The organism is Streptomyces sp. PA03-3a, assembly GCF_033792735.1.
Lineage (GTDB): Bacteria > Actinomycetota > Actinomycetes > Streptomycetales > Streptomycetaceae > Actinacidiphila.
This window is the reverse complement of the sequence record NZ_JARAVM010000025.1, coordinates 81,962-105,952: the sequence shown is the minus strand read 5'-3', so window position 1 is coordinate 105,952 and position 23,991 is coordinate 81,962. Positions and strand designations below refer to the sequence as shown.

Here is a 23,991-nt window from a genome sequence, read left to right as displayed (position 1 = left end):
GCACGCACACCGTCCCCGCACCGGCCGCACCCGCCGCCACCACGTGCGGCGCGACGAACTCCGCCGCCGCACCCGCCACCGCCATCCCCAGCCCCTGGATCGTCATCAGACCCGCCGACTGCAACGTCATCGCCCGCCCCCGCAACGCCTCCGGCACCGCCGCCACGAACCACTGGGCTGAACCTCCCCCGGCCGCCCTCGCACCGCTCGGCCCTGGGGGCCTCACGGGCTTCGGGCGCCTGCGCCGGGCTCCGCCCGACCCACTCACTTCCCGCCGCCGCCCGCACTCCCCCGCACCCGCGCCAGCACCGCCAGCACGCACACCGTCCCCGCACCGGCCGCACCCGCCGCCACCACGTGCGGCGCGACGAACTCCGCCGCCGCACCCGCCACCGCCATCCCCAGCCCCTGGAACGTCATCAGACCCGCCGACTGCAACGTCATCGCCCGCCCCCGCAACGCCTCCGGCACCGCCGCCACGAACCACTGGTCGAGCCCGAGGGTGTAGGCGGCCGTCAGGCCCGTGACGAACATCGCGGCGACGGCCAGCGGCAGCGAGGGGCGCAGGGCGAAGAGTGCGTACGGCAGGAGCGAGCACGCGGCGAGCGGGACGGTCAGCCGGGCCCGGGCGGCCGGCGGCAGGAAGGCGCCCGCGAGGAGTTCGCCGAGGACGGTGCCGACGGGCATCGCCGCCATGAAGAGGCCGAGGCCCGGGGTGCCCGCGCCGATGGAGTCGGTGTAGGGGGCCGCGAGCGCCTCGGGGAACACCACGAAGAACGGCTGGATCCAGCAGAGCAGCAGCAGGTACCGCACCCGGGGGTCCCGCATCAGGCGGCCGGTGCCGCCCGCGGAACGCGCCGCGCCGGCGCCGCGAGCCGGACGCCGTGCGGTGCCGAGGCGCAGCAGCACGGCGGAACCGAGGAAGGCCGCCGCGGTGATCGCCAGCGCGGCCCGGGGCGGGAGGACGACCAGCAGGAACCCGCCGACGCCGAAACCCACGATCTGCGCGCCCTGCGCGACCATACGGATCAGGGACCGGCCCAGCACAAAGGTGTCGCCCGGCAGGATGTCGGCCAGGCTCGCGGCCCGGGTGCCGGTGAACACCGGCGCGATCATCGCCATCACGCAGCGCAGGCCCAGAAGGACCGCGATCGGCGTCCCGGGCAGCACCATCCCGGCCGCGCACAGTGCGCACAGCAGGTCGCAGACGACGAGCACCCGGCGCGGCGGGAAGCGGTCGGCGATCCCGCCGAGCAGGGTGCCGCTCAGCGCGTACGGCACGAAGCCGAGCGCGAAGGTGAGCGCGGTCAGCAGCGGCGACCCGGTGAGCCGGAACACCAGCACGGACAGCGCGATCTCGGCGACCACGGTGCCCTGGAGCGACAGCACGTGCGCCGCGAAGACGGCCCGGAACTCCCGTACGGCGAAGACCGCGCGGTAGCCGCGCCCGGCGGCCGGGCCGGCCGCGGTGGAGTCGGTGTTCAGCGTCATGGGCGCAGCCTGGCGGCGGGAGGGGGCACGGCGTAGTGTTTCGGCTCCAGCCGAAAGTAACGGGTCCCACCCCAGATGAGCGGAGGGCGTGCCGTGCCGTTCCGCATGCGCTTCGGACCCGACGACCTGCTGCGTTGCCGGTTCGCGGTCTCCCCGCTGTGGGAGACCGAGGGCGCGGTCCGCACCCTGAAGGAGCCGGGGCTGCAGGCCTACCACATGCCCTGGCTGCGGCAGACCCGTGAGGCGGCCCGCGCGCTGGACCTGACCCCGCTGTGGCTGCTGATGCCCCGCCCCGGTCACAGCCCGGACTTCCTCTGCCCGCCGCCGCTGGGCCCGTCGGCGGTCATCGAGGACGAACTCGCCCGGGTGCGTGCCACCGACCCGGAGGTCGCCCGGCAGGACCTGGCCCGTTCGCTGGCGGACACCCCCGGCGCCGCCGCCACTCCTCAGGGCCGCGCGATGCTGGCCGATCCGGCGCGCGCGGTACGGCAACTGGCGGACCTGTACGAGCGGGCCTGGCAGGCGTTGGTCGCACCGTACTGGCCCCGGCTGCGGGCCGTACTGGAGGCGGACATCGCCTTCCGCGCGCGCCGGCTCGCGGACGGCGGGCTGAGCGGGCTCTTCGCCGACCTCCACCCGTCGCTGAGCTGGGCCGACGACACCCTCACGCTGCACAAGCCGACGGAGCACGAGCGGGACCTGGGCGGCGACGGCCTCGTCCTGGCGCCCAGCGTCTTCGTGTGGCCGGACCTCGCGGCGGGCTTCGACCCGCCCTGGCAGGGCACCGTCGTCTATCCGGCCCGCGGCATCGGCGGGCTGTGGCAGGCGCCGCAGGCCGCCTCCGAAGCCCTGGTGCGGCTGCTCGGCGCCAACCGCGCCGCCATCCTCGGCGGGCTGGGCGAGCCCGCGACCACGACCGCGCTCGCCCACCGGCACGGCCTCGCGCTGTCGTCGGTGTCGGCGCACCTGGCGGTCCTGCGGGACGCGGGCCTGCTCACCTCACGCCGCTACGGCCACCAGGTGCTGTACGAACGCACCCCGCTGGGCGGCGCGCTGGCCGGCGACTGACCGCCGGTGCGCGGTACCCCGCGGGGTGCACGCCTACTGCGCGAGGTACCGCTCGACGGTCTCCACCTTGGAGGTGAGCCCGTCGGTGACGCCGGGCCGGATGTCGGCCTTGAGAACCACCGAGACGCGCGGCGCCCGGGCCTCGACCGCGGCCACGGCGCGCTTGACGACGTCCATGACCTCGTCCCACTCACCTTCTATGGAGGTGAACATCGCGTCGGTGCGGTGGGGCAGGCCCGACTCGCGGACGACGCGGACCGCGTCGGCCACGTACGCACCGACCTCCTCGCCGACACCGAGCGGGGTGACGGAGAAGGCGACGATCATGCCTCGACCACGCCTTCCTTGAGCTCCTTGCGCGCCCGGGCGGCGATGACGCTGTCCTCGGCCTCGCGGCGCAGCCTGCGCTCGGCGAAGAAGCCGCCGGTGGGGAGCACGGAGAACACGAAGTAGAGCGCGGCGCGGCCGAGCGGCCACTTGGCGCGGTTCCAGGCGTCCAGCCAGAACACGACGTAGAGGACGAAGAGGATGCCGTGGATCATCCCCATCACCGGAACCGCGTTGAAGTCCGTGGTGCGCTTGAGCACCGAGCAGATCAGCAGGAGCAGGAAGGAGACCCCTTCCGGGGCGGAGACCAGGCGGAGCCGGTTGAGTGCGGAGGCGGTCTTGGTGTCCACGGGACCTCACTATCGGGACAGGGACTGCGGCGGGCGCCGGGGCTGGCGATCGGATTGTTTGTGAACGCGATCACAAACGCTCCGTCCATTATGACCCGGCTCCCGGGCCGCCCCTCCCCCGGGGTCGCGGGGCGCCGGTGAACCGCCGGCGCGCGCACGGCGTCCCCCTCCACGACACGCGACGAGCGGCCCCTGAAGGAGGCGGAAGCGGGATGGACGTTCCACCCGGGCCGGCGGGAGCGCCGCGCGAAACCGGTGCACATCATGTGACGAGGACCCTGGTGACGGGTTCCTCCCGGACGGATACGGTCTGACCCGTGGCTCAGTTTCGATTGCAGGGCAGCAAGGTGCTCGCCGTGGACATGGCCGGCGACGCCGTGAAGGCGAAGAACGGCTCGATGGTCGCGTACGACGGCCAGATGAGCTTCAAGAAGATGTCCGGGGGCGGCGAGGGTCTGCGCGGCATGGTGACCCGACGGCTGACCGGCGAGTCCATGGAGGTCATGGAGGTACGAGGGCAGGGCACCTGCTACTTCGCCGACCGCGCGAGCGAGATCAACCTCGTGCGGCTGAACGGCGAGAAGCTCTACGTCGAGGCCAGCAATCTGCTCGCCACCGAGGCGACGCTGCGGACCGGGACCACCTTCACCGGGCTGCGCGGCGCCTCGCAGGGCAACGGCCTGTTCACCACCACGGTGGAGGGCGCCGGCCAGGCCGCGATCACCTCCGACGGCCCGGCGGTGGTGCTCCGCGTCACCCCCGGGATGCCGCTGCAGGTGGACCCGGGCGCGTACGTGGCGCACACCGGCAACCTCCAGCAGCACTTCCAGGCGGGCATCGGCTGGCGGACGGTGATCGGCGAGTCGGGCGGCGAGTCCTTCCAGATCCGCTTCGAGGGCGACGGCCTGGTGTACGTGCAGCCGAGCGAGCGCAACACCGTCGGGGGGCAGGTCTGATGCCGTTCACCCGCATCAACTCCAAGATGGTCGAGGCCCAGGTGCTGCCGGGCCAGCGGCTGTTCAGCCAGCGCGGCGCGATGCTGGCCTACAAGGGGAACGTGAGCTTCACCCCGAACATGCAGGGCGGCCAGGGCGGCATCGGCTCCATGATCGGCCGCCGGCTGGCCAACGAGGCGACGCCGCTGATGACCGTCGAGGGCCACGGCTCGGTGATGTTCGGCCACGGCGGCCACCACGTGCACTGCGTGGACCTGAGCGGCGACACCCTGTACGTCGAGGCGGACCGGCTGCTGGCCTTCGACGGCTCGCTGCGGCAGGGCACGATGTTCATGGGATCCCAGGGCGGCGTCATGGGCGTCATCCGCGGCCAGGTCACCGGGCAGGGGCTGTTCACCACCACCCTGCAGGGGCACGGCGCCGTCGCGGTGATGGCGCACGGCGGTGTCATCGAGCTGCCGATCACCCCGCAGCGCCCGGTGCACGTCGACCCCCAGGCGTATGTCGCCCACCGCGGAGACGTGCGCAACAAGCTGTCCACCGCGCTCGGCTGGCGCGACATGGTGGGCCGCGGCTCCGGCGAGGCGTTCCAGCTGGAGCTGTCGGGTCAGGGAACGGTCTACGTCCAGGCGAGTGAGGAGAAGCTGTGAGCACCGGACCGGTCGTCCACGACCCGTACACCCTGCCGGTCGACGACAACGTCAACCCGTACGCCTTCAGCGTCGACCTGAAGGGCCAGTGGTTCCTGCAGAAGGGGAAGATGATCGCCTACTACGGGCAGATCAGCTTCCACGGCATCGGCCACGGCGCCCTCGACGGGCTGATCCGCAGCAACTTCCACTCCCCGCTGCACGCCGCGGACTGGGTGGTCGCCGAGGGCCAGGGCAAGATGATCCTCGCCGACCGGGCGTTCGACGTGAACTCCTTCGACCTGGAGGACGGCAACCTGACCATCCGGTCGGGCAACCTGCTGGCCTTCCAGCCGGGCCTGTCGCTCAAGCAGTCGATCATCCCCGGTTTCCTCACCCTGATCGGCACGGGGAAGTTCGTGGCCGCCTCCAACGGCGCCGTGCACTTCGTCGAGCCGCCGGTCCGCGTCGACCCGCAGGCCCTGGTGGGATGGGCGGACTGCCCCTCCCCCTGCCACCATTACGACCACGGGTACATGCGCGGCGTCCTGGGCGGGCTGCGGGCGCTGACCGGCGTCGGCGGCACCTCGGGCGAGGAGCACCAGTTCGAGTTCGTGGGCGCGGGGCAGGTGCTGCTCCAGTCGAGCGAGGTGCTCATGCCCGAGCAGGCGACGGGCGCGGTCCCGCACGAGGCCGGTGTCCCCGGCGGCGGAACGGGCACCCCGGGCGCGCCCCAGGGCGTGCCGAGGCTCCCCGGACAGCTCGGGGACCTGCAGCGCCGCTTCGGGCTGTGAACCTACCGACACGTACCGGGACCCCCAAATAATCCGGATTTCAACTTTCTGGGTATAATTCCATCATGGAGACAGAGACCGGCACCCTTTGGCTGACCGCCGACGAGCAGCGCACCTGGCGCATCCACCTGGAGGTCAGCAAGCTGCTGACGCACCAGCTCGAACGGGATCTGCAGCCGTTCGGTCTGACCTACAACGACTACGAGATCCTGGTGAACCTCTCGGAGTCGAGCGAGCACCGCATGCGGATGAGTGACCTGGCCCGCGCCACCCTGCAGTCCAAGAGCCGGCTGTCGCACCAGATCAGCCGCATGGAGACCGCGGGCCTGGTCCGCCGCGAGAACTGCGAGTCCGACCGGCGCGGGCTGTTCGCCGTCCTGACCGAGGACGGCTGGGAGACCATGCGCAAGGTCGCCCCGCACCACGTCGCCGCCGTACGGGAGCACTTCATCGACCTGCTCCCCGCCGAGGACCTGGCGGCCCTCCGCAGGGCCCTCAACCCGGTCGCGGACCACCTGCGCGCGGTGCGCGGCAAGGCCTGACCCGCCGCGAGGGCCCGCGCCCGAGGGCGCGGGCCTCAGGCCTGCTCGGTGAGGCCCGCGACGAGCTCGTCGGCGGCGGCGTACGGGTCCAGACCTCCGGCGACGATCCGTTCGGCGAGCGCGCCGAGGCGGCGGTCGCCGTGGAGGTCGCCGATGCGCTCGCGCAGCGTGGTGACGGCGATGTGCTCGACCTCCAGGGCCGCGCGGCGCAGCCGGCGCTCCGCGAGCACCCCGTGCTCCTCCATCCACGCGCGGTGCTTCTCCAGGGCCTCGACCACCTCGTCGATGCCCTCGCCGCGGGCGGCGACCGTCTTGACGATCGGTGGGCGCCAGTCGCCCGGCCGGCGGGTCTCGCCCAGGCCCAGCATGTGGTTGAGCTCGCGGGCGGTCGCGTCGGCGCCGTCCCGGTCGGCCTTGTTGACGACGTACACGTCGCCGATCTCCAGGATGCCCGCCTTCGCCGCCTGGATACCGTCGCCCATGCCCGGCGCGAGCAGCACCACGGAGGTGTCGGCCTGGGCGGCGATCTCCACCTCGGACTGGCCGACGCCGACGGTCTCCACCAGGACCACCTCACAGCCGGCCGCGTCGAGCACGCGGATCGCCTGCGGCGCGGCCCAGGCCAGGCCGCCCAGGTGGCCGCGGGTGGCCATGGAGCGGATGTAGACGCCGGGGTCGGACGCGTGGTCGCTCATCCGGACCCGGTCGCCGAGCAGGGCGCCACCGCTGAACGGCGAGGAGGGGTCCACGGCCAGCACCCCGACCCGCCTGCCAGCCCGCCGGTAGGCCGAGACCAGCGCCGACGTCGACGTGGACTTGCCGACGCCGGGCGAGCCGGTCAGCCCGACCACGTAGGCGCCACCGGTCAGCGGCGCGAGCGCGGCCATCACCTCGCGCAACTGCGGGGACGCCCCCTCCACCAGTGAGATCAGCCGGGCAACCGCCCTCGGGCGGCCCTGCCGCGCCTGCTCCACCAGGGTGGGGACGTCCATCGCTCCTCATTTCTCGGGCTCGGTTCGCCTCCGGTTCGCTCAGCCGTTGCCGGGGGCCCCTCCCAGCGGTAGCTGGGGGAGGTCGACCGTGCTCGCCTGCTCGTTCCTCGCAGACTCCGCGCGCTCTCCCTTTCGGCAACGGCCGCTCCCCTTCGGCTCACTCGCCGTTTGTGCCGTTGCTTGCCGGTATGCGGCTACTTGCCGGGTACGCGGATGATCAGGGCGTCGCCCTGGCCGCCGCCACCGCACAGGGCCGCCGCGCCCACACCGCCGCCGCGGCGCTTGAGCTCCAGGGCCAGGTGCAGGACGATGCGGGCGCCGGACATGCCGATCGGGTGGCCGAGGGCGATCGCACCGCCGTTAACGTTCACCTTTTCAGGTGTCACGCCCAGGTCCTTCATGGACTGCACCGACACCGCGGCGAACGCCTCGTTGATCTCGATCAGGTCCAGGTCCCCGACCGACAGGCCGTCCTTCTTCAGGGCGTGCGCGATGGCGTTGGACGGCTGCGACTGCAGCGAGTTGTCCGGGCCGGCCACGTTGCCGTGGGCGCCGATCTCGGCGATCCACTCCAGGCCCAGCTCCTCGGCCCTGGCCTTGCTCATCACGACCACCGCGGCGGCGCCGTCGGAGATCTGCGAGGAGGTGCCCGCGGTGATCGTGCCGTCCTTGCTGAAGGCCGGGCGCAGCTTGGCGAGCGACTCGGCCGTGGTCTCGGCGCGGATGCCCTCGTCCTTGGCGAACACCACCGGCTCGCCCCTGCGCTGCGGGATCTCCACCGGGGTGATCTCGGCCTCGAACAAGCCGTTCTTCTGCGCGGCGGCCGCCCGCTGGTGGGAGAGCGCGGCGATCTCGTCCTGTTCGGCGCGGCCGATGCCCAGCCGCGTGTTGTGCTTCTCGGTCGACTCGCCCATCGCGATGTCCTCGAAGGCGTCGGTCAGGCCGTCGTGCGCCATGGCGTCCAGCATCTGGACGGCGCCGTACTTGAAGCCCTCGCGGGACTTGGGCAGCAGGTGCGGGGCGTTGGTCATCGACTCCTGGCCGCCGGCCACGACGACGTCGAACTCACCCGCCCGGATCAACTGGTCCGCCAGAGCGATGGCGTCCAGTCCGGACAGGCAGACCTTGTTGATCGTCAGCGCCGGGACGTTCATCGGGATGCCGGCCTTGACCGCGGCCTGGCGGGCGGGGATCTGCCCGGCACCCGCCTGGAGCACCTGGCCCATGATCACGTACTGCACCTGGTCGCCGCCGATCCCGGCGCGGTCCAGCGCGGCCTTGATGGCCACGGCGCCGAGTTCGGCCCCGGAGAAGGTGCGCAGCGAGCCGAGGAGCCGGCCCATGGGGGTGCGCGCACCCGCGACGATCACGGACGTTCGTGCCTGGCTGGTCATGACGCGGCCCCTTTGCACGGAGGGAATGTTAACGATGGTTTTCGAGGGTGCTCTCAATGTACTGAGGGGTGGAGCCGACGGTCACCCGGCAGACGGTGTGATCGCGCGCACGTTGCGTGACCATGCGGACCGGCGGTCCACTGGAGTCATGCTGACGCGAATCGACCACATCGGCATCGCCTGCTTCGACCTCGACAAGACCGTCGAGTTCTACCGTGCCACCTACGGCTTCGAGGTGTTCCACACCGAGGTCAACGAGGAGCAGGGGGTGCGCGAGGCCATGCTCAAGATCAACGAGACCTCCGACGGCGGGGCCTCCTACCTGCAGCTGCTGGAGCCCACCCGCGAGGACTCCACCGTCGCCAAGTGGCTGGCCAAGAACGGCGAGGGGGTGCACCACATCGCCTTCGGCACCGAGGACGTCGACGCGGACGCGGCTTCCGTCCGCGACAAGGGCGTGCGGGTGCTCTACGACAGCCCGCGCAAGGGTTCCATGGGGTCGCGGATCACCTTCCTGCACCCCAAGGACTGCCATGGTGTGCTCACCGAGCTCGTCACCTCGGCCAAGGACCACTGACCGGAGACGACTCGCCCCGGTAGAGTGGCCTGGCGACCCCGGGGTGGGCTGGGGTACCTGCCCGCGCCTCGGCGTGGGATCGGACACAATTCTCCGCAAGGCTCCGCGGTAAACGGGGCCCCGGGGAATCTCACTCGGTTGGCGGGTGGGTACACCAGGAGACGGATGGGACCGCGGAGTGCGGGGCTACGACCGCTACGAGGTTGAGGACGACCACCTCTCGCAGTTCGAGGCCGAGATGGAGCGGCTTCGTAAGGAGCGGGACAAGGTCGTCCAGCATGCCGACGACCTCGGCTACCAGGTCGAGGTGCTGCGCGCCAAGCTGCACGAGGCGCGCCGCAACCTCGCGAGCCGCCCTGCCTACGACAACCTCGGCCACCAGGCCGACCAGTTGCTGCGCAATGCCCAGATCCAGGCCGACCAACTGCGCGCCGACGCGGAGCGGGAGCTGCGCGAGGCCCGCGCGGCCACCCAGCGCCTCCTCCAGGAGCAGGCCGAGCACCAGGCCCGCGTGGAGGCCGAGTGGCACGCCGAGGCCGTCAGCCGGCGCCGCCGGCTCGACGAGGAGCTGGCCGAGCGCCGCACCAACGTCGAGAGCCACGTCAACGAGAACGTGGCCTGGGCCGAGCAGTTGCGGGCCCGCGCCGAGTCGCAGGCCCGCCGGCTCATGGAGGAGACCCGCGCCGAGTCGGAGGCCGCGCTGGCCGCAGCACGCGCCGAGGCGCAGCGGATCGCCGAGGGCGCCCGCGACCGGCTGGAGTCCGAGTCCTCGACCGCGCGCGCCGAGGCCGACCAACTGCTGCGCCGGGCCCGCGCGGACGCCGATCGGCTGCTGAACGCCGCGGCCAGCCAGGCCCAGGAGGCCACCACACAGGCCGAGCAGCTGCGTGCCTCCACCCAGAGCGACACCGACAACGCCCGCACCCAGGCCGGCGAACTCTCCCGCTCCGCCGAGGAGAAGCTGCGCGAGGCACAGGAGAAGCTGCGCGAGGCGCAGAGCGAGGCCGACCGGCTCCGCGAGGAGGCCTCGGCCAACGCCGCCAAGCGGCTGGCCACCGTCGACGCCGACATCGAGCAGCGCACCCGTACGGCCAAGGCCGAGGTGGCCCGGCTGGTCGCCGAGGCGACCAAGGAGGCGGAGGCCGCCAAGGCCGAGGCCGAGCAGATCCTCGCCGACGCCACCAACGAGGCCGAGCGGCTGCGCAGCCAGGCCCAGGAGACCGCCAAGTCCGAGGCGGCCGAGGACGCCGCGGCGGCACTGGCCAAGGCGGCCCGCACCGCCGAGGAGGTGCTCAACAAGGCCACCGAGGACGCCCGTGCCACCACCGGCGCGGCGAGCGAGGAGGCCGAGCGCATCCGCCGCGAGGCGGAGGCCGAGGCGGACCGCCTCCGCAGCCAGGCCGAGGAGTCGGCCGAGGAACTGCTCGGCACCGCCAAGGACGACACCAAGGAGTACCGCGCCAAGACGGTCGAGCTGCAGGAGGAGGCCCGCAGGCTGCGCGGCGAGGCCGAGCAGCTGCGCGCCGAGGCGGTCGCCGAGGGCGAGCGCATCCGCGGCGAGGCGCGGCGCGAGGCGGTGCAGCAGATCGAGGAGGCGGCCCGGTCCGCCGAGGAGCTGCTGACCAAGGCGAAGGCCGATGCCGCGGAACACCGGCAGAAGGCGACCGCCGACTCCGAGAAGCTCCGCACCGAGGCGATCGAGCGTGCCGGTGGCCTGCGCCGGCAGGCAGACGAACTGCTGGAGCGCGCGCGGGGCGAGGCCGAGCAGGTCCGCGCCGAGGCCGAGCAGCAGGCGGAGCAGGTCAAGGAGGACGCCGAGAGCGCCGGCGTACTGCTGCGCGAGGAGGCCGAGCGGGCCGCCCAGCGGCTGCGCGACGAGGCCGAGGCCGATCTGGTCCGGCTGCGCGAGGAGGCCGAGCACCGCATCGCCGCGGCCGAGGAGGCGCTGCGCGAGGCCCGCACCGAGGCGGAGCGACTGCGCCGCGAGACCGCCGAGGAGGCGGCCACGCTGCGCACAGAGGTCGCCGAGCGGGTCCGCGGGCTGCAGGAGCAGGCCGAGCAGGAGACGGTACGGCTGCGCGACGAGGCCGCCGCCGACGCCTCGCAGACCCGGGCCGAGGCCGAGCAGCTCGCCGTACGCCTGCGCGGCGACGCCGCCGCCGAGGCCGAGACGCTGCGCGCCGAGGCCCAGGAGACCGCCGACCGGGTCCGGGCCGAGGCTCAGGAGACCGCCGGACGGCTGCGGGCCGAGGCGGCCGAGGCGCTGTCCGCCGCACAGGAGGAGGCCGTGCGCCGCCGCCGGGAGGCCGAGGAGCTGCTGGCCGCGGCCCGCGGCGAGGCGGAGCAGGAGCGCGCGCAGGCCGGCCGCGAGGGCGAGGAGTTGCTGGCCGCCGCCCGCAAGCGGGTGGAGGAGGCCGGCGCTGAGGCGGAGCGGCTGGTCGCCGAGGCCGAGCGGCACGCGGCCGAGCTGGTCGGCGCGGCCGAGCAGACCGCCCAGCAGGTGCGGGACTCGGTCAACGGCATGCACGAGCAGGCCGAGGAGGAGATCACCGGGCTGCGCTCGGCGGCCGAGCACGCCGCGGAGCGCCTGCGGTCCGAGGCCCAGGAGGCCGCGGACCGACTGCACGCGGACGCCAACGCCGAGCGCGAGCGCGCCACCGAGGACGCCCAGCGGATGCGCCGCGAGGCGCAGGAGGAGGCCGAGGAGGCCCGGCAGCTGGCCGACCGCACGGTCGGCGAGGCGATCGAGGAGGCCGACCGGCTGCGGACGGAGACCCGCGACGAGGCCAACCGGCAGCGGGTGGAGGCCGCGGAGCAGGCCGACCGGCTGCTCACCGGGGCCATCGAGGAGGCCGACCGGCTCCGCGCCGACGCCGCCGCCCGGGCCGAGGAGACCGTGGGCAAGGCGCAGCGCGACGCCGAGCGGCTGGGCATCCTCGCCAAGGACGCCCTCGAATCCGCGGAGCGGGACGCCGAGGAGCGCCGGCGCGCGGCCGAGGAGACGCTGGGCAGCGCCGAGGCGGAGGCCCGCCGCATCATGGACGAGGCGCGCGACGAGGCCAACAAGCGCCGCACGGACGCGGCCCAGCAGGCGGACCAGCTGATCACCAAGGCCCGTGCGGAGGCGGAGCGGCTGGGCATCCTCGCCAAGGACGCGCTGCAGTCCGCCGAGCGCGACGCCGAGGCCGCCCGCGCGGAGTCCGACCGGATCCGGGACGAGGCCCGCGAGGACGCCAACAAGCGCCGCGCCGAAGCCGCGGCGCAGGCGGACGAGCTCATCTCGCAGGCACAGGGTGAGGCCCTCAAGATCGGCACCGCCGCGGAGGAGCAGGCCGACACGATGGTCGGCGCCGCCCGCAAGGAGGCCGACCGGATCGTCGCCGGGGCCACCTCGGAGAGCAACGGCATGGTGGAGCGGGCCCGTACGGACGCCGACACGCTGCTCGAAGAGGCCCGCAGGGACGCCACCGCCATCCGGGAGCGCGCGACGGAGCTGCGGCAGCGCGTCGAGGCCGAGGTCGAGGAGCTGCACCAGCGGGCCCGTACGGAGTCGGCCGCCACCATGAAGTCGGCGGGCGAGCGGGTCGACAAGCTCGTCGAGGCCGCCACGGAGCAGTTGGAGAAGGCCGAGGCCAAGGCCCGCGAGCTGGTCTCGGAGGCCGAGGCCAGGGCCGAGGAGACGCGGTCCAACGCGAGCGCGGAGGCGAGCAAGGTCCGCATCGCCGCGGTGAAGAAGGCGGAGGAGCTGCTCAAGGGGGCCGAGCAGAAGAAGAACGACACGGAGCGCGACGCGGAGCGGGTGCGCAGCGAGGCCCGCGTCGAGGCCGAGCGCATCGTGACCGAGGGCAAGAAGGAGCTCGAGGTGCTCAGCCGGCGCCGTCAGGACATCAACGCGGAGATCACCCGCGTGCAGGATGTCCTCGAGGCACTGGAGTCATTCCAGCAGCCGGCCGACGGGGGGAAGGGCAACAGTCAGAACGCCACACAGAACGGTAAGAACGCGGTCACCGCTGGTGCAACGGCCGGTACGCCCCGGACAGGGAGCAAGCGGTCCGACGATGCGCCACTCGATTGAGCGGACAATGTGCACAGTTACTGGACAGTGACTGTAAGACACGCCGCTTCGGCCCCTAGGATTCCCCCTATCACCCCACCCGGTCTGAATTGACAGGAACCCCATGAGCGACACTTCCTCCCCCTTCGGCTTCGAGCTCGTGCGGCGTGGATACGACCGCGGTCAGGTGGACGACCGCATCACCAAACTCGTCGCCGACCGTGACAGCGCGCTGGCCCGGATCAACGCGCTGGAGAAGCGCATCGAGGAACTCCACCTCGAGACCCAGAACGCGCAGGCCCAGGTCAACGACGCCGAACCGTCCTACGCCGGTCTCGGCGCGCGCGTCGAGAAGATCCTCCGCCTCGCGGAGGAGGAGGCGAAGGACCTGCGCGAGGAGGCCCGCCGCGCCGCCGAGCAGCACCGCGAGCTGGCCGAGTCCGCCGCCACCCAGGTGCGCAACGACGCCGAGTCCTACGCGGCCGAGCGCAAGACGAAGGCCGAGGACGAGGGCGAGCGCATCGTCGAGAAGGCCAAGGGTGAGGCAGGCCAGCTGCGCGCCGACGCGCAGAAGGACGCGCAGGCCAAGCGCGAGGAGGCGGACGCCCTCTTCGAGGAGACCCGCGCCAAGGCGGCCCAGGCCGCGGCCGACTTCGAGACCAACCTGGCCAAGCGCCGCGAGCAGTCCGAGCGCGACCTGGCGTCGCGTCAGGCCAAGGCCGAGAAGCGCCTCGCCGAGATCGAGCACCGCGCCGAGCAGCTGCGCCTGGAGGCCGAGAAGCTGCGCACCGACGCCGAGCGCCGCGCCCGCCAGACGGTGGAGACCGCTCAGCGCCAGGCCGAGGACATCGTGGCCGACGCGAACGCCAAGGCGGACCGCATCCGCAGCGAGTCCGAGCGCGAGCTGGCGGCGCTCACCAACCGCCGCGACAGCATCAACGCCCAGCTGACCAACGTCCGCGAGATGCTGGCCACGCTGACCGGTGCGGCGGTCGCCGCGGCCGGCGCCCCCGCCGACGACGAGCCCGTCTCGCGCGGCGTCCCGGCCCAGCGCTGACGCTCCGCGGAGCCCCTGGCGCACATCGAGCCCCCCGCCTTCCCGGCCGGGGGCTCGGTCGTGTCCGGGGGGGCACAAACGGGGGCCCGAATTCCGCGTGCATCGCGCGCCGCGGCCAAATAGTGTATGCGGCATGATCGAGCTGCAGGGGCTGACCAAGCGGTACGGGGACAAGACCGCGGTGGATGACCTCACCTTCACGGTGCGTCCGGGGGTGGTCACCGGCTTCCTCGGCCCCAACGGGGCGGGCAAGTCGACGACGATGCGCATGATGCTGGACCTGGACAATCCGACCAGCGGCAGCATCCGCATCGACGGCAAGCACTATCGCGAGTTGCACGAACCGCTGAAGCACATCGGTGCGTTGCTCGAGGCCAAGGCCATCCACGGTGGTCGCACGGCGTACAACCACCTGCTGTGCCTGGCCCAGTCCAACCGTATCCCGGCCCGCCGGGTCGACGAGGTGCTGGAGATCGTCGGTCTGGCGCCCGTCGCCAAGAAGCGTTCCAAGGGGTTCTCCCTCGGCATGGGACAGCGTCTCGGCATCGCCGCGGCGCTGCTCGGCGACCCCGAGATCCTGATGTTCGACGAACCGGTCAACGGCCTGGACCCGGAGGGCATCCACTGGATCCGCAATCTGATGAAGGGGCTGGCCGCCCAGGGCCGCACGATCTTCGTCTCCAGCCACCTCATGAGCGAGATGGCGCTGACCGCCGAGCACCTGATCGTGATCGGTCGCGGAAAGCTGATGGCGGACACGACGATGGCGGACTTCATCGCCGAGAACTCCCGCTCCTACGTCCGCGTCCGCACCCCGGAGCCGGAGAAGTTCAAGGACGCGCTGGCGGCCGCGTCGATCACCGCGGTGATCGGCGACGAGGGCGCCTTCGAGATCGAGGGCGCGGAATCCGCCAAGATCGGTGAACTCGCCGCCCGGAACCAGCTGGTGCTGCACGAGCTCAGCCCCCAGCAGGCCTCCCTGGAGCAGGCGTTCATGCAACTCACCGCCGAGTCGGTGGAGTACCACGCCGGTGGGGCGGCGGCGGAGGCCGGCGAGGCCGCGGCTCCCGCGCCCCCGTGGGGCGCCGCCTGGAACACGAACACCGGAAAGGAAGCCTGACATGGCAGCGACCACCGCTGTTCTGCAGTCGGAGTGGACCAAGGTCAGGACCGTCCGGTCGACCGTGTGGACGCTGGCGTCCGCCGCCGTCCTGACCATCGTCATCAGCGGTCTGTTCTGCCTGCTCTTCCGCACCCAGTGGGACACCATCGAAGAGGGCGCCCGCGCCCAGTTCGACGCCACCGCCCAGAGCCTGTCCGGTCTCTTCCTCGGCCAGCTCGCGCTGATCACCTTCGGCGTGCTGATCATCTCCAGCGAGTACAGCACGGGCATGATCCGGGCCTCGCTCTCGGCGGTGCCGCAGCGCGCGACCTTCTACCTCTCCAAGGTCGCCGTCGCCGCCGGCATCACCTTCGTCCTCGGAGTGATCGTCAGCTTCGTCTCCTTCTTCATCGGCCAGGCCATCCTCGGCGGTGACCTCGACACCTCGATCAGCGATCCGGGGGTCCTGCGCGCGGTCTTCGGAGCCGGCCTCTACATGACACTGATGGTGCTCTTCGCGGTCGGCGTCGCGACGATGCTGCGCAGCCCGCTGGTCTCACTGGGCATCCTCATCCCCTTCTTCTTCCTGATCTCCGGGATCCTCTCGGCCGTACCGGGCGCCAAGGAGGTGGCGCGGTACTTCCCGGACCAGGCAGGCAGCAAGATCATGCGGGCCACGATCGCCCCGGACGACCCCGCCCCCTACAGCGCGTGGGGCGGACTCGGCATCATGGCGCTGTGGGTGATCGTGGCGCTGATCGGCGGCTACGCGCTGCTGAAGAAGCGGGACGCCTGACCGCACCGGGACGATTCGGGCCTCACGGGGCGGGAACCGATCCACCCCCGCTAGCCTCCTAATCCTCACGGGGGCGAGCACCGTCCCGCGGACTGTTCGTCGAGGGGCGGAGCATGATCGAGGCAGTCGGCCTCACCAAGACCTACGGCAGCAAGACGGCCGTCTACAACCTGTCGTTCCAGGTGCGGCCCGGCATGGTGACCGGCTTCCTGGGGCCCAACGGCTCCGGGAAGTCGACCACGATGCGGATGATCCTGGGCCTGGACACCCCCACCGCGGGACGGGTGACCGTCGGCGGGCAGCCGTTCCGGCAGCTGCCCAACGCCCCGCGCCGGGTGGGCGCGCTGCTGGACGCCAAGGCCGTGCACGGCGGGCGCAGTGCGCGCCACCACCTGCTGTGCCTGGCGCAGTTGTCCGGGATCCCCGCCCGCCGGGTGGACGAGGTGCTGGGCGTGGTGGGCCTGCAGGAGGTCGCGGGCAGGCGCTCCAAGGGCTTCTCGCTCGGCATGGGGCAGCGCCTCGGCATCGCCGCGGCGCTGCTGGGCGACCCCGAGGTGCTGCTGTTCGACGAACCGGTCAACGGCCTGGACCCGGAGGGCATTCACTGGGTGCGCCACCTGATGCGCAAGCTCGCCTCGGAGGGCCGTACCGTCTTCGTCTCCTCGCACCTGATGAGCGAGATGGCGCTGACCGCGGACCACCTGATCGTGATCGGACGCGGCCAGTTGCTCGCCGACATGAGCGTCAAGGACTTCATCGCCCGCAACTCCACCGGCTTCGCGATGGTCCGCACCCCGGACGTGGCCGCGGACCGCAAGAAGCTGACGAAGGCACTGACCGACGCGGGTGCGCAGGTGCAGCAGGAGCAGGACGGCGCGCTGCGCGTGACCGGTCTGGAGCTGCCGCGGATCAGCGACCTCGCGCACGAGGCCGCGGTGCGGCTGTGGGAACTCTCCCCGCACCAGGCCTCGCTGGAGGAGGCCTACATGCGCCTCACCAACGGCGCCGTCGACTACCGCTCCACGGCCGACCCGCGTCAGGGTCTGCAGCAGCCCTCCGGCGCGCCGGCGCCCGGCGGCTGGGGCATGCCGCCGCAGGCACCCTGGCCGCAGCCCGCGCCGCAGCAACCGCCGTACGGGTACGGCTACGGGCATCCGCAGCAGCCCCCGGCGCAGCCGTACGCCCCGCCGGTGAACCCCTACACGCAGCCGGCCGTGCCCGCGGCGCCCGCCACCCCGTCCGCCGCCCCGCAGCCGACCCAGCCCGTCGAGGACGCCCGATGACCGCCCCCGTCCACAGCCCGGCCCCGCAGTTCTCCTCCGCCTTCCCGGTGCAGAGGACCCACCTCGGCCACGCGCTGAAGTCCGAGTGGACCAAGATCCGTACGGTGCGTTCCACGATCTGGACGCTCGGCGTCATGCTGGTGCTGATCCTCGGCATCAACCTGCTGATCGTCGGCCTGGACTCGTCCGAGATCGTCTCCGACCCGGTCCTCGGCTTCGGCCTGTTCGGGGTGCTGCTCGGCCAGCTCTGCGTGATGACGCTCGGCGTGCTGGTGATCAGCTCCGAGTACGGCACCGGCATGATCCGCACGACCCTGACCGCCTGCCCGCAGCGCGGCCGGGTGCTCGCCGCGAAGGCGATCGTCTTCTTCGCGCTGACCTTCAGCGTCACCACCGTGGCCTGCGCGCTCACCGCGCTGATGAACTACGCCGCCTTCGGCGGCAAGCCGGTGGGCGAGGGCTCCTTCCTGGGCCCCCGCCTGGTCGTCGAGGACGGCCTCACCACCGCCAGCGGCACCCAGTGGCTCGGCGCCACCGTCGGCGTCGGCCTCTACGTGGCCCTGCTCGGGCTGCTCTCCCTGGCCGTGGGCGCGCTGCTGCGGCACTCCGCGGGCGCGATCACCACGATGATGGGCGTGGTCCTGCTGCCGCTGATCGTCGCGATCTTCATGCAGTCGGACAGCCTGCACACGGTGCAGGAGAAGCTGATCGAGTACTCCTCCCCCAACGCCATCGCGTCGCTCTACCAGATGCCGATGCTGGAGAACGGAGACGCCGACGGGGTGCGCCAGTTGGTCGTGCTCGCGATCATCACCGCCGGCGCCCTGGGCGCGGCCTGCGCGACGCTCTCCACACGCGACGTCTGACCCGGGGCACCGGGCTTCCGTCCCCCGGTCAGTACCGGGGGGCGTTGCGGGACCGCTGGAGGCGTACGCCCCGGCGGTCCCTCGCGTTCCAGCAGGCGGTGTGCCAGTGGCGCCGGTCCTCCACGCCGCCGTGCTCCGGCCAGGCCACCAAGTGGCCCACGCCCGGCGGGATCTCCTGGTCGCAGCCGGGGCAGCGGTAGTGCTTGCCGCCCGTGCTCCCGGCCAGCTGGCGGACGGTCCACTGCTCTCCCCGCCAGCTCTCCACACGCTCCGGGCCTCGGGCCGGACCGGCCTCCGGACGCTCCTCGGCTCTGCCGGCGGCGCCTCGCGGGCGGTTTCGGCGCGGAGACACGGGCACACACCTCATGCGGTTCGGGGGACTCGGGACCGCTCCCAGCCTACGCGTAGCGCGTACCCCGCCGGGTACCCGTCCTGGTGTCCCCCATTTCGGCCATCAGCTGGAAAATCATGAAATCGCGGTGGCCGGACCGTGCCTTTGGCACGTGTCAGGCGTTAGTGCGAGTAGGGGAGCCGTGTCGGCCACCGAGGAAGGTGTGAAGCACGATGCGTGTCGGTACTTTCGTCCTCGCCGCCCAGTTCCCGGGGCAGGGACCGGGGGAGGCGCTGCACCGCGCGGTGCGGTCCGCAGAGGCGGCGGAGAAGGCCGGGCTGGACTCCGTATGGCTGGCGGAGCACCACTTCGTGCCGTACGGCGTGTGCCCGTCGGCCGTGACGCTCGCCGCGCTGCTGCTGGGCAGGACGCGCCGGATCGGGATCGGGACGGCCGTGAGCGTACTGCCGACCGCGCACCCCGTGGCGCTCGGCGAGCAGGCGGCGCTGCTGCACATCACCTCGGGCGGCCGTTTCACGCTGGGCGTGGGCCGCGGCGGCCCGTGGGTGGACCTGGAGGTCTTCGGCGCCGGACTCCCCGCCTTCGAGAGCGGTTTCCCCGAGTCGCTGGACCTGCTGCTGCGCTGGCTGCGCGAGCCCCGCGTGGGGGCCTCGGGTGAACGATTCGCCTTCCGCGAGGTCGACGTCGTGCCGCGGGCGGACGAGTTCGAGGCGCCGGCCGGGCCGCCGGTCGTCGTCGCCTGCACCTCGCCGGGCAGTGTCCGGCTCGCGGCGCGCAGGGGTCTGCCGATGCTGCTCGGCATGCACTGCGGCGACGAGGACAAAGCTGCCATGGTCGCAATGTGGCAGGCGGAGGCGCGCGATGCGGGGCTTTCACCCGAATTGGTGGCAACGGCGGAACATGTCTCCGCGGGCGTCGTACAGATCGCGGACCGCCGCGCCGACGCCGTGGAATCCCTCACCAAGGCGATGCCGGGCTGGCTCCAGCGGGGCCTCGCCGCGCACCGCACCGTCGACGGCCGGCCCCGGGCGATGCGCGATCCGCTCGCCTACACCGAACTCCTCTGCGACCTCCACCCCGTCGGCCCGCCGGCGGTGTGCGCCGACCGACTGGCCGCCACCGCCGAGCGGACGGGCATCCGCCGCTTCGCCCTGCTCGTCGAGGGCTCGGGCGATCTCGCGGCCACCGAGGAGAACGTGGCGCGGCTCGGCAGCGAAGTGCTCCCGCAATTGGCCTGATTGAAACCTGAAAGAGCAGTGGTGCGACCAATGGCGGGAGCACCCTGCCCAATTCAGCAGTCCCGCAGTTCCGGGGACTGGTTCAGCAGTTGTGCGCGTACGGAGGTGAAGGTGGCGTAACGCCCGTCGACCGCCGGGTCCAGCGGGAACACCGCGACCCGGTGGCAGTTCTGGAACGCCAGCCGGACCCCGAAGTGCCGCTGCAGGGCCCCCCGTATCGCGTCACTCGCCAGGGCGCGGAGCAGCTGCCCGCGTGCGTGCTCGTCCGGCGGGGGTACCTGGTTGTCGGCGAACTCGCCGCCGTCCACCTTGAGTTGTGCCGCCAGAGAGCTGATCATGTCCCATGCGTAAGGCAGGGAGGTCCGGACGCAGTCGACGAATTCCCGTTCGTCGACCTCGCCTCGCTCGGCCTGTTCGAGGAGGGCCGGTGAGACGTCGAGCGACATGAGTACTCCTCTCGTGACCCCCCTGTCCGAGGAGTCAGACGGACTACGGAGAGAAGCCGCCCAGAGTTCTCCCGCACGACGGCCTCCACGCACAACCGTAGGCGGAGAGGTCCCATGACACTAGGCGGGAGTGTTCACAACAGGCCATTTTCCGGACGCGCCCGGTAGCGAGTAACGTTGCCGACCATGCGTCTCGTCATCGCCCGTTGCTCCGTGGACTACGCGGGCCGGCTCTCCGCCCATCTGCCGTCGGCGACCAGGCTGCTCCTGGTCAAGGCCGACGGCAGTGTCTCCGTCCACGCCGACGACCGTGCCTACAAGCCGCTGAACTGGATGTCGCCGCCCTGCACGCTCAAGGAGGGTGAGGACGGGGTCTGGACGGTCACCAACAAGGCCGGCGAGCAGCTCATCATCACCATCGAGGACGTGCTGCACGACTCCACGCACGAACTCGGCGTCGACCCCGGCCTGATCAAGGACGGCGTCGAGGCCCACCTGCAGGAGCTGCTGGCCGACCGCATGGAGGTGCTCGGCGAGGGCTGGAGCCTCGTCCGCCGCGAGTACCCGACCGCCATCGGCCCCGTGGACATCCTGTGCCGGGACGCGTCCGGCACGACCGTCGCGGTCGAGATCAAGCGCCGCGGCGAGATCGACGGCGTCGAACAGCTCACCCGCTACCTCGAACTCCTCAACCGGGACCCCCTGCTGGCGCCCGTGAAGGGCATCTTCGCGGCGCAGGAGATCAAGCCGCAGGCGCGGGTCCTCGCCACGGACCGCGGCATCGACTGCGTCGTCCTGGACTACGACGCGCTGCGCGGCATCGAGGACGACAAGCTCCGCCTCTTCTGACGGACACCGCCCGCTCCCCCGCCCGTCGGCGGTGAGCGGTACGGCGCGGCCCGGCGGTCGGCAGACCGCCGGGCCGCGCCGTTGACGGGCGCAGGTCAGGCGATCGCGCCGAAGGTGTCGGGTGCGCCGGGCAGACCGGTGACGGAGGCGGAACTCTCGGGCGCGCTCGCGCTGGCGGAGGTGCCGGCGTCGCCGGTGCCACCGTCGGAGCCGGTCGGGCTGGGAGAGCCGGTGTCCGGGGTGCTCGGCGAAGTCGACGGGGAGCCGGACGGGCCGCCGTCGGTCGGGTCGCCCGTGCCGCCGGTGTCGCCGCCGGTGTCGCCTCCCCCGCTCGAGTCGCCCCCTGAGCCGCCGCTGTTCGAGCCTCCGCTGTTCGAACCGCCGCCCGAGCCGCCGCCGTGCGAGCCGCCGCCCGTCGAGGAGCCGCCGTCAGCCCCACCGGCCCCGCCGTCGGTGCCGCCGGAGCCACCACCGGACACGGACCCGGCACCGCCGGCGCCCGTGGTGCCGCCGGCCGGAGCGCCCGGCGCCGTCGCGGCGCCGGAGCCGCTCGCGGAGGGTCTGGGGCGCTGGGTGGAGCCGGGGGTCGGGAGGTCCTCGGCCGGGAGGCCGTCGTCCGCGCCGTCTTCCTGGGCGGACTCGACCGGCTTCACGTTCATGGGGGTGTTCTGGTCGCCGCCGGAGGCCGTCGTACCGAGGGTGACGACGGTGCCGAGCACCGCCGCCAGCAGGGCGCCCGCGCCGGCGGCGACGAGGTTGCGGCGGGAACCGGTGAGGGCGATCCGGCGCGGGGCGGCGGCCGCCGCGGCCAGGCGCTTGCCGATGATCGTCGTGGGCGCCTCGGACATGTCGGTGCCGGTCGCCGGGGTCTCGACGCCTGCGAGGCCCGTGCCGGGCACAGGGCCGCCCTCGCGGTCCGCGACGAGCGCCAGGGTACGGCGGCCCACCGTGGTGCCCTGGCGGTCCGCGAGAGCGCCGCGCAGGGCTATCGAGGCCTCCAGTTCGCTGCGGGCCCGGTCCAGGCTGCCCAGGCACAGCGCCAGGACGCCGAGTTCGTGGAGGAAGTACGCCTCCTCGGCCACCTCCCCGGCCAGCCGGGCGGCCTCCTGGCCGACGCGCAGCGCCCGCTCCCACGCGCTCCAGTACATGGCCGCGGCGAGGACGGGCGCCACCGTACGGGCCAGGAGCACGGCGGCGCTCGTGTGGCCGCCGTCGCGGGCGGCGCCCAGGGCGGCCAGGATGGCCTCCGCCTCGGCGGCGACGCGCCGCGGGGCGACCGAGGGGTGCCCGGCCCACCAGGCGTAGTGCTGGGCGGCCGCCAGCGCCTGCGGGGAGCCCTCGGCGGCGGCCTCGGCCGCCAGTCCGTCCACGAGCGCCAGTTGCCGGCTCACGCCCGCCGCGAGGCGGTGGTGCGCGGCGACGGGAACGGCCAGCCCGACGGCCGCGATCTCGCCGAGCGCGGCGTCGCCGTGGGTGTCGCCGATGAGCGCCGGCAGGTGCGACGGGTGCGGGCACTCGCCGCCCAGGGCCACGGCGAAGCGCAGCGCCTCCTGCGCCGAGCCGCCGAGCCGGGAGGCGAGCAGGACGGCGGGGGCGGCGCTCTCGGCGAGCGAGGGCAGCGGCACGTGCGAGGCCGACGCGCCCGGCTGGGCGTCGAAGGGCGCGTCGACGGGGAGCCCGTCGGCGGCCTCCACGTCGCCCCACACCGACTCGTCGGCCGCGAGGATCTCCGCCCCGAGGGCGTCGCGCTGCCGCAGCAGCGCACCGGCCTGGACGAAGCGCAGCGGCAGGCCCTCCGACTCGAACCACAGGTCGGCCGCCCAGGCGGTCTCCTCCTCCTCCAGGGGGCGGCCCGCGGAGGACTCCAGCAGTTCCAGGCAGGCGACCCGGGTCAGTCCGGGGAGGAAGACCTCCTCGACCAGGGAGTCGGTGGAGGGGGCGGGCACGTCGGGGGTCGCGGACATCACGAAGGCGCACTCGGGCGCCGCCGCGAGCAGTTCCTCCAGCGAGGCACCGCCGAACTCCAGGTCGTCCAGGACGACGACCGCGCCGACCTCGCGCAGCAGTTCCAGCAGTCGGCCGCGGTCGGGGCGGTAGTCCTCTGCGTCGTAGATGGTGCCGAAGAGCTCCTGCAGCAGGTCGCTGGGGGTCCGGCGGTAGCCGGAGAGCCGGATCACGCCGTCGGGGGCGAGGCCCGCGCAGGCCTCGGCGACCGCGTCGAGCAGCACGCTGCGGCCCGCGCCGGACGGCCCGGTCACGCGCACCGAGCGGCCCCGGGAGAGCAGCCGCACCAGGCGCTCGCGCTCCTCACCGCGCTCCAGCAGCGGGAGCTCGGGGGCCCGGGGCCCCGGCGGCACCGTCGGGCGGGTGGCCGCGGTGAGCGCGGCGCGCTCCTCCGCCGCGCGCCGCACGGGCGCGGGCAGGCCGCCGGGGGCGAGGGAACTGACCTCGCTGCCGTCGACGGGGTTGAGGGTCAGCCTGTAGTCACCCACGACGAGTTCGACGACGCGTGGCGCGTCGCCGTCCGCCGTGCCCGCCCCGAGTTCGAGGGCGAGCGGGTCGCGCGGCGACCGGGCGACGCGCGGGGCCGGCGCGGTGCCGTCCTCCGCGCCCCCGGCGGGCGTCGCGTCGGCAAAGCTCGTGGAGTCCTGTTGTGCGCCGTACTCGTCACCGGTCATGTCGGGTCCGTGTGGGTCCATTAGTCTCCGCCCCCATGTGCGTCGCAGCGGGGCCCCACCGGGCCCGCGGTTCCGCCGTTGGACCGGTCCGGCTCCCCTCCTCGGCGTACGGGGTTGAGGCACGCCGGAACCGAACCCTAAACCTTCCCA

General features: G+C 72.9%; 22 protein-coding genes. 14 read left to right on the top strand and 8 right to left on the bottom strand.

The genetic code is table 11. From position 1 onward, the window contains the following. Positions 1-264: 264 nt before the first annotated feature. Positions 265-1,491 carry an MFS transporter gene (locus PV342_RS27680; RefSeq protein WP_500319042.1) on the bottom strand — a complete coding sequence of 409 codons (1,227 nt, stop codon included), beginning with the start codon at positions 1,489-1,491 and terminating at the stop codon, positions 265-267. A gap of 93 nt (positions 1,492-1,584) precedes the next feature. Between PV342_RS27680 and PV342_RS27675 the strand changes: the two genes are divergently transcribed. Beyond that, a complete protein-coding gene (locus tag PV342_RS27675; RefSeq protein ID WP_500319040.1) occupies positions 1,585-2,559 on the top strand; it encodes an ArsR/SmtB family transcription factor in 975 nt (324 codons plus the stop codon). A 33-nt stretch (positions 2,560-2,592) separates the two neighbouring features. Here the strand turns inward: PV342_RS27675 and PV342_RS27670 are convergent, their stop codons facing one another. Then, the gene (locus PV342_RS27670) at positions 2,593-2,886 is read right to left on the bottom strand and encodes an MTH1187 family thiamine-binding protein (RefSeq protein ID WP_329185671.1); all 294 of its coding nucleotides are present in this window, start codon (positions 2,884-2,886) and stop codon (positions 2,593-2,595) included. Continuing rightward, positions 2,883-3,236, bottom strand: coding sequence for a DUF3817 domain-containing protein (locus tag PV342_RS27665; RefSeq protein WP_386995091.1), 354 nt, complete (start codon positions 3,234-3,236; stop codon positions 2,883-2,885). The genes PV342_RS27670 and PV342_RS27665 overlap by 4 nt, the downstream gene beginning before the upstream one ends. Before the next feature lie 317 nt (positions 3,237-3,553). On the opposite strand from PV342_RS27665, the gene PV342_RS27660 reads away from it, so the two are divergent. From PV342_RS27660 to PV342_RS27645, 4 genes are all read left to right on the top strand, one after another. Beyond that, entirely contained in the window at positions 3,554-4,192 is a 639-nt protein-coding gene (locus PV342_RS27660) for an AIM24 family protein (protein WP_400805709.1), read from the top strand. Then, positions 4,192-4,842, top strand: a complete 651-nt coding sequence (locus PV342_RS27655) for an AIM24 family protein (protein WP_400805708.1) — start codon at positions 4,192-4,194, stop codon at positions 4,840-4,842. The genes PV342_RS27660 and PV342_RS27655 overlap by 1 nt, the downstream gene beginning before the upstream one ends. Next, the gene (locus PV342_RS27650; RefSeq protein ID WP_018563498.1) at positions 4,839-5,615 is read left to right on the top strand and encodes an AIM24 family protein; all 777 of its coding nucleotides are present in this window, start codon (positions 4,839-4,841) and stop codon (positions 5,613-5,615) included. The genes PV342_RS27655 and PV342_RS27650 overlap by 4 nt, the downstream gene beginning before the upstream one ends. Before the next feature lie 65 nt (positions 5,616-5,680). Then, positions 5,681-6,157: a MarR family winged helix-turn-helix transcriptional regulator gene (locus PV342_RS27645; RefSeq protein ID WP_018563499.1), complete on the top strand. Its 477-nt coding sequence runs from the start codon at positions 5,681-5,683 to the stop codon at positions 6,155-6,157. 35 nt (positions 6,158-6,192) lie between these two features. Here PV342_RS27645 and meaB read toward each other — a convergent pair whose 3' ends face one another. Continuing rightward, on the bottom strand, positions 6,193-7,149 hold the full coding sequence (gene meaB / locus PV342_RS27640) for a methylmalonyl Co-A mutase-associated GTPase MeaB (RefSeq protein WP_018563500.1): 957 nt from the start codon (positions 7,147-7,149) through the stop codon (positions 6,193-6,195). Between the two features lie 194 nt (positions 7,150-7,343). After that, on the bottom strand, positions 7,344-8,519 hold the full coding sequence (locus PV342_RS27635; RefSeq protein WP_386995185.1) for an acetyl-CoA C-acetyltransferase: 1,176 nt from the start codon (positions 8,517-8,519) through the stop codon (positions 7,344-7,346). A gap of 172 nt (positions 8,520-8,691) precedes the next feature. Here PV342_RS27635 and mce point away from each other — a divergent pair, with 172 nt between their 5' ends. From mce to PV342_RS27600, 7 genes are all read left to right on the top strand, one after another. Then, a complete protein-coding gene (mce, locus tag PV342_RS27630; protein ID WP_018563502.1) occupies positions 8,692-9,120 on the top strand; it encodes a methylmalonyl-CoA epimerase in 429 nt (142 codons plus the stop codon). A 178-nt stretch (positions 9,121-9,298) separates the two neighbouring features. Then, the gene (gene scy, locus PV342_RS27625) at positions 9,299-13,195 is read left to right on the top strand and encodes a polarized growth protein Scy (RefSeq protein WP_500319056.1); all 3,897 of its coding nucleotides are present in this window, start codon (positions 9,299-9,301) and stop codon (positions 13,193-13,195) included. 103 nt (positions 13,196-13,298) lie between these two features. Next, complete coding sequence (locus PV342_RS27620) at positions 13,299-14,231, top strand: coiled-coil domain-containing protein (protein ID WP_018563504.1); 933 nt, start codon at positions 13,299-13,301, stop codon at positions 14,229-14,231. Positions 14,232-14,364: 133 nt separating this feature from the next. Beyond that, positions 14,365-15,351 (top strand): ABC transporter ATP-binding protein, encoded by a 987-nt coding sequence (locus tag PV342_RS27615; RefSeq protein WP_500319036.1) that lies wholly within the window; start codon positions 14,365-14,367, stop codon positions 15,349-15,351. Between the two features lies 1 nt (position 15,352). Next, the gene (locus PV342_RS27610; protein ID WP_018563506.1) at positions 15,353-16,129 is read left to right on the top strand and encodes an ABC transporter permease; all 777 of its coding nucleotides are present in this window, start codon (positions 15,353-15,355) and stop codon (positions 16,127-16,129) included. Between the two features lie 113 nt (positions 16,130-16,242). Continuing rightward, on the top strand, positions 16,243-17,412 hold the full coding sequence (locus PV342_RS27605) for an ABC transporter ATP-binding protein (RefSeq protein ID WP_500319034.1): 1,170 nt from the start codon (positions 16,243-16,245) through the stop codon (positions 17,410-17,412). Further along, positions 17,409-18,278 carry an ABC transporter permease gene (locus PV342_RS27600; protein WP_500319032.1) on the top strand — a complete coding sequence of 290 codons (870 nt, stop codon included), beginning with the start codon at positions 17,409-17,411 and terminating at the stop codon, positions 18,276-18,278. The genes PV342_RS27605 and PV342_RS27600 overlap by 4 nt, the downstream gene beginning before the upstream one ends. A 28-nt stretch (positions 18,279-18,306) precedes the next feature. Here the strand turns inward: PV342_RS27600 and PV342_RS27595 are convergent, their stop codons facing one another. Beyond that, on the bottom strand, positions 18,307-18,630 hold the full coding sequence (locus tag PV342_RS27595; RefSeq protein WP_386995081.1) for an Rv1322 family protein: 324 nt from the start codon (positions 18,628-18,630) through the stop codon (positions 18,307-18,309). Between the two features lie 212 nt (positions 18,631-18,842). Here PV342_RS27595 and PV342_RS27590 point away from each other — a divergent pair, with 212 nt between their 5' ends. After that, complete coding sequence (locus PV342_RS27590) at positions 18,843-19,868, top strand: LLM class flavin-dependent oxidoreductase (protein ID WP_386995079.1); 1,026 nt, start codon at positions 18,843-18,845, stop codon at positions 19,866-19,868. Positions 19,869-19,921: 53 nt separating this feature from the next. On the opposite strand, the gene PV342_RS27585 is transcribed toward PV342_RS27590, so the two are convergent. Then, positions 19,922-20,314, bottom strand: a complete 393-nt coding sequence (locus PV342_RS27585; protein ID WP_018563511.1) for an SCO5389 family protein — start codon at positions 20,312-20,314, stop codon at positions 19,922-19,924. A 186-nt stretch (positions 20,315-20,500) separates the two neighbouring features. Here PV342_RS27585 and nucS point away from each other — a divergent pair, with 186 nt between their 5' ends. Next, positions 20,501-21,163 (top strand): endonuclease NucS, encoded by a 663-nt coding sequence (gene nucS / locus PV342_RS27580; protein WP_018563512.1) that lies wholly within the window; start codon positions 20,501-20,503, stop codon positions 21,161-21,163. Positions 21,164-21,258: 95 nt separating this feature from the next. Here nucS and PV342_RS27575 read toward each other — a convergent pair whose 3' ends face one another. Then, the gene (locus PV342_RS27575) at positions 21,259-23,862 is read right to left on the bottom strand and encodes an ATP-binding protein (protein ID WP_500319028.1); all 2,604 of its coding nucleotides are present in this window, start codon (positions 23,860-23,862) and stop codon (positions 21,259-21,261) included. Positions 23,863-23,991: the final 129 nt, after the last annotated feature.